The following is a 15,318-nucleotide window of genomic DNA, read 5'->3' on the forward strand; positions in this document are numbered from 1 at the left end:
CCGGGGGGGACCCGGCCTCTACATTCCGCCGTTTCCATCCGGGCCCGACGCACCGACCCGATCCCCCAACCCAGCCGTGACCGATGGCCAGGTTTGAAGGCGTAGATTTCTACAGCATCGACGAGCTGCTCACCGAAGAGCAGCGGATGATCCGCGACACCGTGCGGCAGTGGGTGGACGAGCACCTGATGCCGGTGATCAACGAGGCGTACGTGGGCCGCTACCTTCCCAAGGAGCTGATCCCGGGAATGGCCGAGCTGGGCGTGTTCGGCGCCAACCTGCCCGAGGAGTACGGCTGCGCGGGGCTCGACAACGTTTCGTACGGGCTGATCATGCAGGAGCTGGAGCGCGGCGACAGCGGCATCCGCTCGTTCGCCTCGGTGCAGGGCGCGCTGTGCATGTACCCCATCTACGCGTTCGGCAGCGAGGAGCAGAAGCTCGAGTACCTTCCGCGGATGGCCACGGGCGAGGTGATCGGCTGCTTCGGCCTGACGGAGCCCGACTTCGGCAGCAACCCCGGGGGAATGATCACCCGGGCCCGGAAGACGGACGACGGCTGGGTGATCAACGGCGCCAAGATGTGGATCACCAACGGGTCCACCGCCAACATCGCCATCATCTGGGCCAAGACGGGCGACGACGCCAAGAGCATCCGCGGCTTCGTGGTGCCCACCGACACGCCCGGGTTCAGCGCCAAGGACCAGAAGGGCAAGCTTTCGCTGCTGGCCTCGGACACGTCGGAGCTGGTGCTGCAGGACGTGCGCGTCCCCGACACGGCCCTGCTGCCCACGTCGGGCGGCCTGAAGAGCCCGCTGATGTGCCTGACGCAGGCCCGCTACGGCATCGCGTGGGGCGCGGTGGGCGCGGCCATGGCGTGCTTCGACGAGGCGGTGAGCTACGCGAAGAACCGCGCGGTGTTCGGCCGGCCGCTGGGCGCCACGCAGATCCAGCAGGTGCGCCTGGCCAACATGCTCACCGAGATCACCAAGGCGCAGCTGCTCTGCTGGCGCCTGGGCGCCATGAAGGACGCGGGGACCATGCGTCCCGAGCAGGTGTCGCTGGCCAAGCGCAACAACGTGGACATGGCCACCGAGATCGCGCGCGAGGCGCGGCGGCTGCTGGGCGCCAACGGCATCCTGGTGGAGTACCAGTCCATGCGCCACATGGCCAACCTGGAGTCGGTGTACACGTACGAGGGCACCGACGACGTGCACGCGCTGATCCTGGGCCAGGACATCACCGGCCTGGCGGCGTACTGACTTGACGAATCCGCGCCGGAGGGGTACATTATCCCTCCTGTCGCGAACGCACCGATAGCTCAACTGGCAGAGCAGGGGACTCTTAATCCCAAGGTTGTAGGTTCGATTCCTACTCGGTGCACTGCTGCGCCGGCTGCGAAGTGACAAGCAGTACATGCGCCCATAGCTCAGCTGGATAGAGCGTCTGACTACGGATCAGAAGGTCGGGAGTTCGAATCTCTCTGGGCGCACCTTCGCGGCGTGAGCCATCACGGTCACGCCGCCACGATTTGAGAAGGCCGGAAAACCGTCTGCGGACTGGTACGCTCCTGTGGCGGAACTGGTAGACGCGCTAGATTCAGGATCTAGTGGGCGCAAGCTCGTGGAGGTTCGAGTCCTCTCGGGAGCACTGTCCGCGGTACGGAACGTACGGCCCTCTCTGCCCAGGTGCTGAAACTGGTAGACAGGCCAGACTAAGGATCTGGTGCCTTAACCGGCGTGGAGGTTCGAGTCCTCTCCTGGGCACTTCTTTGAAAACATGGGTGTTGGGAGGCGAGTGAGGATCGCGGCACGGCTCGTTCGTGTCGAGGAAAGTCCGAGCTCCACAGGGCAGGGTGCCGGCTAACGGCCGGGCGTCGTGAGGCGACGGAAAGTGCAACAGAAAGCAAACCACCGATGGCCCGCGAGGGCACAGGCAAGGGTGAAACGGTGCGGTAAGAGCGCACCGCGCGGCTGGTGACAGGCGCGGCATGGTAAACCCCACCCGGAGCAAGGCCGAGCAGGGACAAGGAGCGGCCCGCTCCGCTACGAGTCCCGGGTAGGCTGCTGGAGGCCGGCGGCAACGTCGGCCCAAGAGAAATGATCCTCCCCCGGAAACGGGTGACAGAACTCGGCTTATTTGCCTCCCATCCCGTACGTGCGCGCCCGTAGCTCAGCTGGATAGAGCGTTGGCCTCCGGAGCCAAAGGTCACAGGTTCGAATCCTGTCGGGCGCACTACTCAAAGCAAGGCCCCATCTGCACTTGGCAGGTGGGGCCTTGTTGCATTCCGGAGCACGGGATACATACTCGGCTACAAACCTGGGCTCGGGAAGGGTCAGGCGGCGCGGAGATGCCAGCGAGGACACATAGCGGCCGTTGTGGGCCGAGCCAGGTACAAGGCCGGCGAAGGGAGCGTGTGTTCATCTGGAGCGGGGTCGCTTCGCCCGCAGGGCCGCGCCACCCGCGTCGACACCCCTGCCAGACCTTTAGCCCGGTTGGCAACCTTGCATCCAGGTCACGTTCTCCGGACGAGTCCGGCGGCCAATCCGTGCCAGGAAGCGACTTGATCGATCCGCAGCAGCGACGCTCCCAAGGGATACCGTCGAACGGGCCGCATCAACCCACGCCTGGGATCGGCCCTGCCGCGCCTCACGCTGCCCGTGACCATAGAGCCCCTTCCAGCCCCCCCGGGTTCCTTGTGCTCGCCGGGCCCGGCGAGCAATCATGCAAGGTGATCGTCGCCCGCACCCCGACCCTCGAACTTCGACTGCCCATGATCCGCCTGAGTGGTTTCGCCTTGCTCGCCCTCTTCTCGTCACCGTCCGCCGCCGCTCAGGCGCAGGCGCAGCCTCCCGGTCCGCAGGTGGTTAGCGCTCCAGCGCTGCCGGCAACACTTGGGAACTTCCAACTCGTGGATACCCGGATCTACGCGGACTCGCTGCTCGGCACCTGGTACACGTACGCCGATACGCGCGACCGCCGGGTGACGGTCATGGTGCAGCCCTCGCATCTAACGAACGAGGACGCTGGGCCTGGCGAGATCGTGGACCGGGCGGTGAGGTCGTTCAAAGGGAGCCGCGGCGCCCTCGCACCCGGCGCGACCCGCGAGTTCATCCACGACCGCCCCGACACGCTCGATGCGGGCGGCGGGGCTCTTCCCGGGTACGTCGTTGCCGTGCTCGAGCGGGGCCCCGGGGCCGAGCGCCTGACGGCGCTGCACGTCTACGTTCTCGGCTCCCGGTACGTCCGCGTGATGTCCACGTTATACGGCGGCGCCGCGGAACTGGATCGGGCCGCCCGATTCGTGCGCGAGGTCGTTCCCGCCGTGATCGCCGCCCGGCACCCGTAGCGTTCTGGACGTACCGTGCGCCTAAGTGTCGTCAAAGGTAGCAAACGCCCCATCAGGCCACCGCCTGGACGGTGAAGCTGGTACGACGGGCCGGAAGACCGGGGCCGTCGCGGCGTTGACTCCGTCGTCCAGCGGGGGCTATTGTTCGGGGAGCCCCCGCTGCCACGCCAATTTTCCCGCTGTGCGCCGTGGAGCCCGACCACTGGGGCGTCCCCACCGCTGGTCCGTGACGCCCGTTCCCCGCCTGGAGGTGCACCGTGCCACTCTGTCCCCGCCCTCGTCTGCTGACCCGCGCCGTGGTGCCGTCCCTCGTTGCGATGGCAGCCCTGCTCGCCTGTGACAGCGACGCTCCGACCGCGACTTCCGCCCAAGCAACGCCGGCACCGCAGGCTGAAATGGATCCCGATCTCTCGTATTCCCTGAATGCGGAGATGTCGGCCAGCAGCTTCACGCTTCCGTTCGCGGGCGTCGCGAACTCCGACCAGGCGGCCTTTCAGGTCACCCAGGAGGGGCTCGGCCGGAGCGGGTACTTTCGCGTGTACAACACATCGAGCACCAGCCAGGCGGTCATGGGGTACCAGCGGGGGCGTGGCCAGGCCGGCCTCTTCCAGATCGACAACCCCGCCGGGCCCAGCGCCGCGGTGTACGGATTGACGAACGGAACCGGCCCGGCGGTGCAGGGCTACAGCACGGGCACGAGCTGGGCAGGGCACTTCCGGGTGAACAATCCCAACAGCAACAGTCCTGCCCTGTACGTAACCAGCAACGCCAACGGCACGCAGACGTACGACACCGAAGCCACGCTGTACGCGTTGAGCTCCGGAGCCAACTCGGCGGGGGCGTTCCACAGCCGCGGTTCCAGCAACCACCCCGGCGTGATGTCCTTCATGCACGGGAGCACGGCCGGCGCGGCGTTCCTGGGATACGTGACCGGCGTTGGGCAGGGGATGAGCCTGGACCTCCGTAGCTGGCAGAATGTTCAACCCGCGCTCTCCGTCAACACCGAGGGTTCGGGTGCGGCGTTGGTCGCCAGGTCCGCCTCGGGCCCGTGGGCGATCACGGCCACCGGTGGAGCCGCGTTCCTGGGGGTCGCCGAGCGCAACGGTGCCGATGCGCTGGTCATCGCACATCAGGGCACCAGCGGCAACCTCGCCGTGTTCCGGCGCTCCACCACCAACATGGTGCGTTTCGACATGACGGGCCGGGGCTACTTCAACGGGGGAACGCAAACCGGGGGAGCGGACCTGGCCGAGGCGTTCGCGGTGGACGGCGATCGTGCGGCGTACCAGCCCGGCGACGTCCTGGTGATCTCCATCGAACACGACCGTTCGGTCGCGAAGAGCGCGGAGCCGTACTCCACCCTCGTGGCCGGTGTGTATGCCACGCGCCCGGGCGTGCTCCTGAGCGAACGGGGGATCGACGAAAGCCACGACGACCTGGTGCCCCTCGGAATGGTCGGCGTCATCCCGACCAAGGTCAGCGCCGAGAACGGCCCGATCTCCAGGGGCGATCTACTGGTCACCAGCTCCATCCCTGGCCACGCAATGCGCGGAACGGACCGCGAACGCTTGCTGGGAGCCGTGATCGGCAAGGCACTGGAGCCTTTCTCCGGTCCCGGAACGGGGATGATCCGGGTACTGGTGAACGTGCGCTAGTCGCCGTCGCCGGCATTCAGCTCCACCCGGGGCGGTGCCGGCCGGAATGATGAAGCCGAAACGCCCGCCGGGAGATCATCCCGGCGGGCGTTTCGTTCTCGCCGTCACGTCCCAGGGCCCCGCCTTGTGAGCCCCGGCGCTAGGGTTCCTTGCGGCTCCACAGCAGGATCACGCCGCAGGCCGCTTCGCTGCCGTTGTACTCGGTGGGAATCTGCGACGCGCCCAGGAACACCTCCACGGCCTCCAGGTGCCCGGGTTCGATGAAGCCGTTCAGGCCGGCCCGGTCGTACACCATCAGCATGCCGTCGAGGTACACCTGGGGCGGGCAGTGGGTACCCTGACCCTTCTGCGCCCGCTGCATGGCGCCGGCAGTGGACGAGCGGTCGAACACGATCACCTGGCCGATGCGGGTGGTTCCCGGAATGCGGTCGATCACCTGTACGAGGTTCATGTTCGCGTGGCGCTCGATCTCCTCGCGCCGCAGGAATCGTCCGATCCCCCGCGCCTCGCGGTTGTAGAAGCCCGAGTTCTCCAGCGAACGGCGCCGGGGCGGCTGCGTGCGTCCCACCACGGTCAGCGGTTCGATCCGCAGCGCCTCCACCGCCACCTGCACGTCCACGTCCAGCGTTTCGTGAAGCCCCACCTGCACCGGCTGCGTCACGGTGGGCGCGTAGCCGGTGCGCTCCGCCCGCAGGCGCACCGGCTCCGTCACGCGGAGGGCGATGGAGAACGTTCCGGCGGCGCTGGTCGCCGCGCGGGCCACCACGCGCCCTTCGGCGGTCACCACGCTGATGCGCGCGTGGGGGACCGGCCTTCCGTCGGCGGCGTCCAGGACGCGCCCGCGGAGCACCTGTGCCGCGGCCGGGGTGGCGAAGAGCAGGAGCAGCGCCTGCAACAGGAGAAGCCGGGGGAGTCTCATGGCCACGGAAGGGTGCGGGAAGGTGGCAGGGGGGATCAGCCATGCTACGCACGTTCCCCCCCGGTGGCAAGCCTGTCATTGTGCGAACGATCGGCCACCGTGGTTCGATCGGCCCGGGCCCGTCCCCAATCGGGGCCGCGAGCGCGTCCTGCGGAGTGGACGTCGCGGCTCCGGCGGCGAATCGGCGCGGGCAGGCATGTGGATGCGCTGCAACGACATCGGCCAGCGCCGCCACGCGGAGCCTTTCTTGCTCGCCATCGTCGGGTACGTCCGCCCGTCCACGCCCCAGGAAGGATCACATGACCCGCTCCCACCTTGCGGCCGCGCTCACCGCGCTGTTCATGGCCGCCGTCCCCGCGACTGCGCAGTCCGCGAACGATGCCACCCTTCCCCTGCTGACGGGACGTGTGGTGGACCGCGTCAGCGGTGCCGCCGTCGCGGATGCGATCGTGTACGTTGGCCAGGAGGACCGCGCGATCGCGGCGGGCGAGGACGGGCTCTTCCAGGTTCGACTGAAGCCGGGGTACTACCAGGTGGAGGTGAGCCGTCTCGGGTACGCGCATCTCACCACGTCGGTCTCCATCGGCGCCGACGACAGGGGCCTTACGATCGAGATGGAGCCCGAGCCGATGCTGCTGGAGCGCGTGCAGGTGTTCGGCGACCGGCTGAAGAGCCGCCGCAACGCCAGGCCCAGTTCGGTGATGGCGTTCGATCGCCGGGAAATGGTGGCTTCGGCCGCGCCTCACGTGCTGGATTTCGTGCAGAGCCGGGTGGGATTCATGCGTACGGCCTGCCGCACCTCTGCCAGCCTCACGCCGTGCGCGTACGTGCGTGGCCAGTCCGTTCCCGTCTCCGTCACCGTCGACGGCATGCCGACGGTCGCCGGGCTCAACGCGCTGGCGACGTATCGCGGCGACGAACTGCACATGGTGGAGGTCTACGGCGGTGGCCGCCTCGTGAAGGTGTACACCGTGGCGTATGTCGAGCGCATGGCTCGCAATGAGTGGTATCCCTGACGGCTGCCGCACGACGCGATTCTTTCCGAAAGCAAAGTCCGGGGGTGCATCCTGTGAGCGCACCTCCTGAACAAGCCCTCGTCTGCGCTGCAGGCGGGGGCTTGTGGCGTTCTGGACGTCCGCGCCGTGGACCCGCGGGATGGCGCCGTCTCGGCCCGGCGCCTCGAGCCGGCGGACGATCCGCCGGCGTCGCCCGGGCGGTCGTCTTGACGTGCGGCGTCGAGTGATCCAGAATCTGGAGCACTCCTGGCGCGAGAGGGCTGAAATGACGACGAAGGGGACCCGGCAATCGCACGCGGGAGGGCTGGGCGAACTCCTGGCTTCGCCGGCGTTCGCGCGGCTGCTCCTTTACTTCGCCATGCGCGACGACGACGAGCCCGAGCACGTGCGCGGCCTGCTGCGGCACTGCGGGTTGTCGATGAGCTCGCTGAACCGCGAGCTCAGGCGGCTGGAGTCGCGCGGCCTGGTGCGGCGCATCGAGAACGACGGGCGTGTGCTCTACCGGGTGGACGACGACCATCGCGGCTGGAAGACGCTTCGGCGGCTGATCCGCGACTTCGCCGATCCCTCCGAAGTGGTGGAAGCGGCGATCGCCGGGGTGGAGGGCATCCGCCTGGCGTTCGTGTTCGGCTCCACCGCGCGGGGCGACGCCCGGGGAGACAGCGACGTCGACGTGCTGGTGGTCGGCGACCTCGGGCCCGATTCGCGGTTGGGCCACCATGCGGCGGAGGCATCGATGCTGTTGGACAGGGACGTGGAAATCCGCACCTATACGCCCGAAAAGCTCGCCCGGCAGGTCGCCGCGGGGAACGCCGTTCTCCGCCGCATCCTGGACGGCCCGAAGCGGTGGATCGTGGGCGACGACGCGCTGCTGGCGGAGGTGGCGGGGTGAGCGCGCACCGCATCCAGCGGCTGCTGGAGGCCCGGAACCTGGAAGAGGTGCCGGCGGACGACGCGGAGGTGGCGTCGATCTGGGCCGCGGCCCTTCGCGAATGGTCCGACGCCTCCGTCGCCGGCCTGAGCGTGGCCGGTGCCTACACGCACGTGTACCAGGCGGCGTTCCGCGCGGCGACGGCCGTCGTCCGTTCCGCGGGGTATCGCCCGCGCGGCGCGGTGGGCGGGCATCACTACGTGACGTTCTACGCCGCGTCCGCGTTGGGCGACGCGGAGCTGCAGCGAAGCGCCGACGCCATGCAGAACATCCGGGGAGGGCGCCACACGGCGCTGTACGGCGACGAGGAGGAGCTCGACGAGGACGACCTGACCGGCGCGCGCCGCAACGCCACGGCGCTGCTGGACGCCGTACATCGCCGCATCGTATCCACCCGCCCCTCGCTCGCGAAACGGATGGCGGCGCCTCCCCGGCCCTGAGGCGACGCACCCCCTCTGCCGCACGAGCCCCCGTCGGTACCGCAGGCGGGGGCTCGTCGCGATCCGGTCCGCCTCCTCGCATGTAAGATCCGGCTGCCGCGCGGCATTCCATCTTCAGACGCCCGCATCCTTCACCCCGCCGGCCCCCTTGATCACTCCAGTCGTGAGCATCCCCGCTCCCTCCGAGGACGAGCTCGTCCGCGCGGTCCGCGCCGGCTCGCTGGACGCGCTCGGCACGCTTTACCAGCGGCACTCCCCCGCCGTGTTCGGCGCCGCGTACCGCATCCTGGGCGCGCGCGCCGACGCCGAGGACGTGGTGCAGGACGTGTTCGTGGGGCTGCCCCGCGCGCTGGCGGGATACCACGCTCGTGGCCGCCTGCAGGCGTGGCTGCGCCGCGTGGCGGTGCGCACGGCCCTCATGCGTCTTCGCGGCAGCGGCCGGCGCCGCGAAGACGCCTTCGACGACCTTCCGGAGCTGGCGGCGCCCGAGGGCGAGGCCGCCCTGGACCGCATCGCCCTGCAGCGCAGGCTGCAGGGCCTTCCCGAGCCGCTGCGGATCGTGCTGGTGCTCAAGGAGATCGAGGGCTACTCGCACGACGAAATCGCCGGCCTGCTGGGCATCTCGGCCGGCGCCTCGGCCGTTCGCCTGTTCCGCGCATGGAAGCACCTTCGCTCCGGAGACCCCCGATGAACCTCCTGCACCCGTCCTTCGCGCGCCTGCACGCCTTTGCCGCGGGGACGCTGGATGAACCCCGCCGTGCCGGCGTGGCGCGCCACCTGGAAAGCTGCGCGCGCTGCCGCGCCGCCGTGGGCGACGCGCGGACGCTCCCCGGCGCCCTGGCCTGCGCCACGGACGCCGCCCCCTCCACCGGAACCTGGGACGCCATCGCCGCGCGCGTGGCGTCGGGAGAAACGGTGATCCTTCCCGCGGCGGGCGACGCCCCCGCGCGAACCGTGCGCCGCGGGCCATGGATGCGGATCGCGGCGGCCGTTCTCCTGCTGCTGGTGGGCGGGGCCGCCCTGGGCCTGTCCACGCGCGAAGCCGTCGCGGTGAGCAGCGAACTCGTCCTTTCCCCCGCGGCGCCGGTGGCGGGGAGCACGGTCCAGGTAACCTACCGCTCGGGAGGCCTGCTCTCCGGCGCGGACCGCCTGGTGCTGCGCGGCAGGATGATGGCGGCCGATGACGAGCGCTCGTTCGCCGTACCCGTCGCCATCCTCGACACCCTGCGCCGGGAGGGCGATGCATACGTGGGCTCGTTCACCCTTCCCGATTCCATCGTCTACGCCGTTTTCGCGGTGGAGGACGAGGGCGCCACGCGGGTGGACGACAACGGCGAGCAGTGGGAGCTGATGGTGCACGACCGCGCGGGCCAGCCGCTCGCCGACGCGCTGCTGCGCCGCGCCGAGGACGTGAACGCCCGCGACAGCCGCGTGGCGGTGGAGACCGCCCGGCGGATGACGGAATTGTATCCGGACCGGACGGAGGCGTGGATGCAGCTGTACTTCCTGCAACTGGGCACCGCCTCGAAGGCCGAGGCCGACAGCCTTGCACGCGTGCACCGCGCCCGCGTGCAGGCGATCTCGGCCGCGCTTCGCGGTGCGGGAGCCACGCCGGAGCAGGTGGCGCCGCTGCTGTACTACGCTGGTGGCCTGGGCGACACGGCGACGGTGCGCGAGTGGAGGGTCTGGATGTACGCCCACGCGCCGCGCCACCCCGTGTCGGCGCAGCACCGCGCGTTCGATGCGGCCGAGGGCGGCCTGGCGGCGCTGGATCGGCTCTGGGCGCAGGACAGCGCGGGCTCGGCGCAGATTCGCCTGACCGGCTTTCAGCTCGCCATGCGGGATGGGAACGACCAGGCGATGCTTGCCTGGGGCAACCGGATGGCCGCGGCGCATCCCATGTTCATCACCGTCCTGGCCCGCAGCGCCATGCAGCGCCCCGGCATTCGCCCGCAGGCCATGGATGCCACCCGGCGCGCGCTCCGCTACCTGGAGTCGGTGCCGGACCGGCTGCGTCCGCTCACCAGCACGCGCGAGCAGGAGCGGCGCGTGCTGGACCGCGCCCGGGGGCAGTTCCTGGGGATGCTGGGGCGCGCGCTGGTGGAGGGGGGGCATACCCGCGCCGGGCTGGACACGCTGTCCCTGGCCACGCGCGCCACGTGGGACCCGCGGCTGTTCCGCGGCGTGGCCGACGCGCGGTTGCTGCTGGGCGACACCACGGGCGCCCTTCCGGTACTGGCCCGGGTGGCCGCGGACCCGGAAACACCCGCCGCTTTCGCCGACACCGCGCGGCAGCGCCTGGGGCGCGGCTTTTCCCCTGCGGCGTGGACGCGCGAGGTGGCGGCTGCTCGTGCGGAACTCCGCGGGTACGTCATGGAGATGGCCGTCGATCACCCCGTGCGCGGCCCGCTGAACCTTACCGACCTGCGGGGTGCGCCGCTCTCCCTCGAAGCTCGGCACGACGCTCCGACGCTGGTGGCGTTCTGGTCGCGGTGGTGCATGCCGTCCAGGATGGACCTGGAGAACCTGGAGCGGGTGTCGGCCGAGCTGCGGCGGCGTGGCGCGCGCGTGGTGACCGTCACCGACGCCGAAGACGACGGCGGGCTGGATGCCTACCTGCGGGAGCGCGGCTTCACGTTTCCGGTGTACCTCGACCCGGACAAGGCGACCCGCCGCGCGCTGCAGAACCGGGGGACGCCTCACTACCTGCTGCTCGGCGCGGACGGCCGGATCCGGTTCGACAGCCGCTCGCTGAACGACGCGGTGCGGCAGGTGGAGATGCTGCACCCGGCGTCGGATCGGCCGAGGCCGAACGCGCCGCACTGATCGCCCGACTCCAGGCGGCGTACGGAGCACCCCCGCGGCTGCCGCACGTGCGGCGGCCGCGGGGGTTCTCTGCTTCGGGTTTCGTCGTCCACCCCTCCGATCCGCATCGAAGAGGTGCAGCCGCGCGGCTGCACCTGACACGCTCCGGCTGCACGGGCAGTAGGATTCTCCATCGCCTAAGTGGTCGTCTCCTAACGACTTGCGATTTTGGTGAGCCCGGTCCCGCGGTTGCCTTGTCGGTCCACGCAGACACGACGGATCGACCACCAACCGGAGCGGGACGATGAAATCCATAGCGAGAACGACGGGTGCGGCGATGCTGCTGACGGCATCCTGGACGGGATCCCTGCACGCGCAGCAGTTCCCGGCGGAGAAGGCGGCCGAGGCGCGGGCCGCGGTGCAGGAGTGCAGCGCGGCGGGGGCCCGCAAGGACGAGGCGGCGGCGCGGCCGGCGGCGCAGCGCGCGTCGGCGCTCCTCGCCGAGTGGCTGCGGTCCGAGCCTCGGGGTGTGGAGCCGCGGGTGAGGATGGCCAACCTCCGCGCCGGCTGCGAGCTGCCCTTCGCCGACATGATGGGGAAGGGCACGCTGATCGGGCAGGCGAACACCCTGCTGGAAGAAGCGCTGCAGATCGACAGCACCCACTGGGAGGCGCGCTTCACCCTGGCGATGCACCACTTTCACACCCCCGAGTTCCTGGGGCGCGGCCGCGAAGCCATCCGCCACCTGGAAATCCTGCTGCGCCAGCAGGGGGAAGGCACGCGGCCCAGCTTCGCGCGCACCTACCTGGTGCTGGGCGACCTGTACCGCCGGGCGAAGCGCGAGGAGGATGCGCTGGCGGTGTGGCGGCGCGGCGCCGCACTCTTCCCGGAGCACGCGGAGCTGCGGGCGCGGCTCGGGGGCGCTCCGGCCGGCGCCGTAGCCGCGGCCGGGCGCGAGGGCGGCCCGGCGCTCGCGCTGGCGCCGATCGTGGTGGAGGCCGGCACTCGCATGGACGACACGCGCAGCCAGGTGGCGCTGACGCGCGTGGACGTGCTGGTGACGCCGGGCGGCACCGCCGACATCCTGCAGGCGTTCCAGACCGGCCCCGGCGCCACGCGGGCCGGCGAGGGGAGCGACCTGTACGTGCGCGGCGGCGACCCGGCGGAGTCGCCGGTGTTCGTGGACGGCGCGCGGCTCTTCTACCCCGGGCGCTACGAGACGCTGAGCGGCGCCTCGTTCGGCATCCTGGACGCGCAGGTGCTGGACGCGGCCTACTTTTCCAGCGGCGGCTTCGGCGCGCGCTACGGCAACGCGCTCAGCGGCGTGCTGGACGTGCGTACCATCGGCCGGCCGGACACGCGCACGGTGCGGCTGAACGCCAACACGGTGCAGGCGGGCACCCGCATCGACCTGCCGACGTCCCCCAACACCGGCGCCTGGGCCACCGTCCGGGCGACCGACGCGCGGCTGATGATGGCCATGCACGGCCGCGAGGGCGAGTTCCAGCGCGCCCCCGCCGCGGTGGAGGGGATGGCCGGTGCCGTGTGGGAGCCGCGCGCCGGGAGCGAGGTGAAGCTGGTGGCGCTGGCGGACGAGGACGTGCTGGCGCGCGAGGTGGACGCGTACGGCTGGACGGGTTCGTTCGAGAGCCGGGGCAGCAACCGGCTGGCGTCGCTCAGCGGTCGCACGCTGCTGGCGGGCGACCGCGTGGCGCTGCGCGGCAACGTCAGCGGTTCGCGGCGGAGCACCCACTTCACCTTCGGCGTGCTGGACCGCGAGCGCACGGACCGCGGCGCCACCGGGCGGGTGGACGCGGACGTGTCGCTCCCCGGCGGCGGGCGCGTGTCGGTGGGGGCGGAGGGCGCGTGGATGGACGCCACGGAGGCGGGCCGCTTCCCCGCGACGGACCGCCTGTCGCCCGGCGCGCCGACGGTTGCGCTGGACGAGAGTGACGACGCGGGGCACGTGGGCGGCTACGTGGAGGTGGAGCGCGCCCTCTCGCCCTCGCTGGCGCTGATCGCCGGCGTGCGCGCCGACCGTCTGCCGGGGGAGGAGTCGTGGACCGCGGACCCGCGCCTCGCGCTGGCGTACCGCACGGGCGAGTGGACCCTGCGCCTCGGCGGCGGCCTGTTTCACCAGGGGCGCTGGCGCACGAAGTACCGGGTGCCGGACGCGGGCACGCCCGGCGGCATTCCCACGCGTGCGGAGCACCTGGTGGCGGGGGCGGAGCGCGCGGGCGATCCTTCGCTCAAGGTGGAGGGCTACGTCAAGCGCTACGGCGGCTACGCCGAGGACGGCGATGGGCCGCGGATCGAGGCGGGGCGGGTGGCTGGGATGGACGCCATCGTCCGGTGGAGCGGCGAGCGGCGCCTGAAGGGGTGGATCACCTACTCGTTCCTGGACGGGCGGGTTGACCTGGAGGACGGCCGCACCGTGCCCTCCGCCGTGGACGTGCGGCACTCGCTGACGGGCGTGGCGCGGTGGAGCGTACGGCCCATGTGGGAGCTGGGAAGCACGCTGCGGCTGGGCAGCGGCCGCCCGTTCACGGACATCGACGGCGGGCGGACGGGCGCGGGCGGGCGCATCTCGCCGGTCTACGGCGCGGTGCACGGGTCGCGGCTGCCGGGGTACGCGCGGCTGGACGGACGCATCAGCCGCTACCTGCCCATGCGCGCGGGCATCGGCATCGTGTACCTGGAAATGCTGAACCTGCTGGACAGAAAGAACGTGCAGGGGTATACCTACAGCGACGGCTACGCCGAGAGCCGCCCCGTCCACTCCTACTTCTCGCAGCGCACCCTCGTCCTGGGCCTGGGGCTCACCTTCTGATGAACGCACTGGCCGCGGGAGAGGCGTTCTTCGCACTGGGCGTCACCGTCTTCGCCACCCTCACGCTGCTGCTGTTCAACCCGCGCAGCGGCGGCGTGCGATGGTACGCGCTCTTCCAGCTGTGCATCGCGGCCTGGCTGTTCGCGCAGGGGATGGGGTTCGCCACGGGCGATTGGGATACGTGGCGCCCCTGGATCAGCGGCGCCGTGCACCTGTCCCCTGGCTTCTTCCTGGCGTTCGCGCTGATGCAGACGGTGCGCTCCCTTCCGGCGGCGCTGGCAGCCATGGGCCTTGGGTTCGCGCTGCTGCCGGTGGACCAGCGGTCACTGACGGGACCCTTCGCCGAGCCGCTTCTGGCAACGTGGACGATCGGCGGATGGGTGCTGGCGACCTGGCTGTTCGTACGTATCATGCGCCGCGAGCCGCGCACCACCGCGGCCGAGCGCCGGTTGGGGCGTACGCTTCTGATCGGCATCGTGATGGTGATGCCCATCGGTATCCTGAGCAGCGTGCTCACCCGCGGGGCGCTGGGCATCTACGTGATGCCGCTGGCGATGGTGTGGATCCAGCTGCTTCTGTTCGTGGGCGTGGCGCGGCTGCGCTTCTACGACATCGAGGTGCGCGCCGTCCGCACCGGAGAGCTCGCCGCCGCCGCCGCGGAGCAGGAGCGGCTGGCGGTCGTCGGCGAGCTGAGCGCCTCGCTGGCGCACGAGATCCGCAACCCGCTCACCGGCGTGCGATCGCTGGCGCAGCGGCTTGCGGAGGAGGAGATTCCGGACGATAAGCGGCGGCGGTACGCGTCCGTGATCCTGGAGGAGGTGGGGCGGGTGGAGCGGCTGGTGGCCAACCTGCTGGGCATCGCCCGGCGCGCCCCGCGGGTGAGGGAAGCGGGGGAGAGCACGCCGCTGGGCCCGCTCTTCGAGGACCTGGGGCTGCTGGTGGCGGGCCGCGCGGAAAAAGCCGGCGTGCGCCTGTCGCTGGACGCCCGCGGGTTGGCGGCGCCCGGCGCGCGCGAGCCGCTGGCGCAGGCGCTGCTGAACCTGCTGCTGAACGCGGTCGCGGCCTCGCCCCCGGGTGGAACGGTTTCGCTCGCGTCACGCGAGGTGGCGGGCGGACTGGAGATCACGGTGCGCGACGCGGGGCCGGGGGTGCCGCGCGACCAGCGCGAGCTCATCTGGGAGCCCTTCCACACCGGCGGCGCGGGAACCGGGCTGGGCCTCGCCGTCGTCCGCCGCCTGTCGCGAGAGGAAGGGTGGACGGCGGAGGTGGGCGACGCCCCCGGCGGCGGCGCCGAGTTCCGCATCGTCATCCCGGCGGCCGGCATCAGCCCCGTCCCTGCGCTCACGTAGCCCGTTCCTGCAGCCAGGCGCTCGGCA

General features: G+C 70.9%; 11 protein-coding genes, 5 tRNA genes and 1 other RNA gene. 16 read left to right on the plus strand and 1 reads right to left on the minus strand.

Translation table 11 applies throughout. From position 1 onward, the window contains the following. The first annotated feature begins 83 nt into the window (after positions 1–83). From VGB24_RS14550 to VGB24_RS14590, 9 genes are all read left to right on the plus strand, one after another. Complete coding sequence (locus VGB24_RS14550) at positions 84–1,259, plus strand: acyl-CoA dehydrogenase family protein (protein WP_331073678.1); 1,176 nt, start codon at positions 84–86, stop codon at positions 1,257–1,259. A 48-nt stretch (positions 1,260–1,307) separates the two neighbouring features. Then, positions 1,308–1,380: transfer RNA gene (locus tag VGB24_RS14555), tRNA-Lys, on the plus strand. A 35-nt stretch (positions 1,381–1,415) separates the two neighbouring features. Next, positions 1,416–1,489, plus strand: a tRNA-Arg gene (locus VGB24_RS14560). Between the two features lie 74 nt (positions 1,490–1,563). Next, positions 1,564–1,647, plus strand: a tRNA-Leu gene (locus VGB24_RS14565). Positions 1,648–1,679: 32 nt separating this feature from the next. Beyond that, a tRNA-Leu gene (locus VGB24_RS14570) sits at positions 1,680–1,763 on the plus strand. A gap of 20 nt (positions 1,764–1,783) precedes the next feature. Continuing rightward, positions 1,784–2,151: RNase P RNA component class A (gene rnpB, locus VGB24_RS14575), an RNA gene on the plus strand. A gap of 7 nt (positions 2,152–2,158) precedes the next feature. Beyond that, positions 2,159–2,232, plus strand: a tRNA-Arg gene (locus tag VGB24_RS14580). Positions 2,233–2,908: 676 nt separating this feature from the next. After that, positions 2,909–3,346: a hypothetical protein gene (locus VGB24_RS14585; RefSeq protein ID WP_331073679.1), complete on the plus strand. Its 438-nt coding sequence runs from the start codon at positions 2,909–2,911 to the stop codon at positions 3,344–3,346. Between the two features lie 395 nt (positions 3,347–3,741). Then, the gene (locus VGB24_RS14590; protein WP_331073680.1) at positions 3,742–5,001 is read left to right on the plus strand and encodes a hypothetical protein; all 1,260 of its coding nucleotides are present in this window, start codon (positions 3,742–3,744) and stop codon (positions 4,999–5,001) included. Between the two features lie 139 nt (positions 5,002–5,140). Here the strand turns inward: VGB24_RS14590 and VGB24_RS14595 are convergent, their stop codons facing one another. After that, a complete protein-coding gene (locus tag VGB24_RS14595) occupies positions 5,141–5,920 on the minus strand; it encodes a TonB-dependent receptor (protein WP_331073786.1) in 780 nt (259 codons plus the stop codon). Between the two features lie 299 nt (positions 5,921–6,219). Between VGB24_RS14595 and VGB24_RS14600 the strand changes: the two genes are divergently transcribed. The 7 genes from VGB24_RS14600 (at position 6,220) to VGB24_RS14630 (ending at position 15,291) form a co-directional block, all read left to right on the plus strand. Next, positions 6,220–6,936, plus strand: a complete 717-nt coding sequence (locus tag VGB24_RS14600) for a carboxypeptidase regulatory-like domain-containing protein (RefSeq protein ID WP_331073681.1) — start codon at positions 6,220–6,222, stop codon at positions 6,934–6,936. A gap of 265 nt (positions 6,937–7,201) precedes the next feature. Next, a complete protein-coding gene (locus VGB24_RS14605) occupies positions 7,202–7,828 on the plus strand; it encodes a nucleotidyltransferase domain-containing protein (RefSeq protein WP_331073682.1) in 627 nt (208 codons plus the stop codon). Beyond that, entirely contained in the window at positions 7,825–8,307 is a 483-nt protein-coding gene (locus VGB24_RS14610; protein ID WP_331073683.1) for a hypothetical protein, read from the plus strand. The genes VGB24_RS14605 and VGB24_RS14610 overlap by 4 nt, the downstream gene beginning before the upstream one ends. Positions 8,308–8,455: 148 nt before the next feature. Further along, positions 8,456–8,998 carry a sigma-70 family RNA polymerase sigma factor gene (locus VGB24_RS14615; protein WP_331073684.1) on the plus strand — a complete coding sequence of 181 codons (543 nt, stop codon included), beginning with the start codon at positions 8,456–8,458 and terminating at the stop codon, positions 8,996–8,998. Continuing rightward, a complete protein-coding gene (locus VGB24_RS14620) occupies positions 8,995–11,133 on the plus strand; it encodes a redoxin domain-containing protein (RefSeq protein ID WP_331073685.1) in 2,139 nt (712 codons plus the stop codon). Before VGB24_RS14615 ends, VGB24_RS14620 begins: the two co-directional genes overlap by 4 nt. A 283-nt stretch (positions 11,134–11,416) precedes the next feature. Continuing rightward, on the plus strand, positions 11,417–13,942 hold the full coding sequence (locus VGB24_RS14625; protein ID WP_331073686.1) for a hypothetical protein: 2,526 nt from the start codon (positions 11,417–11,419) through the stop codon (positions 13,940–13,942). Then, on the plus strand, positions 13,942–15,291 hold the full coding sequence (locus VGB24_RS14630) for an ATP-binding protein (RefSeq protein ID WP_331073687.1): 1,350 nt from the start codon (positions 13,942–13,944) through the stop codon (positions 15,289–15,291). The genes VGB24_RS14625 and VGB24_RS14630 overlap by 1 nt, the downstream gene beginning before the upstream one ends. The last annotated feature ends 27 nt before the right edge of the window (positions 15,292–15,318 follow it).

The sequence above is a fragment of the Longimicrobium sp. genome, assembly GCF_036399935.1.
In the GTDB taxonomy this organism is placed as follows: domain Bacteria; phylum Gemmatimonadota; class Gemmatimonadetes; order Longimicrobiales; family Longimicrobiaceae; genus Longimicrobium.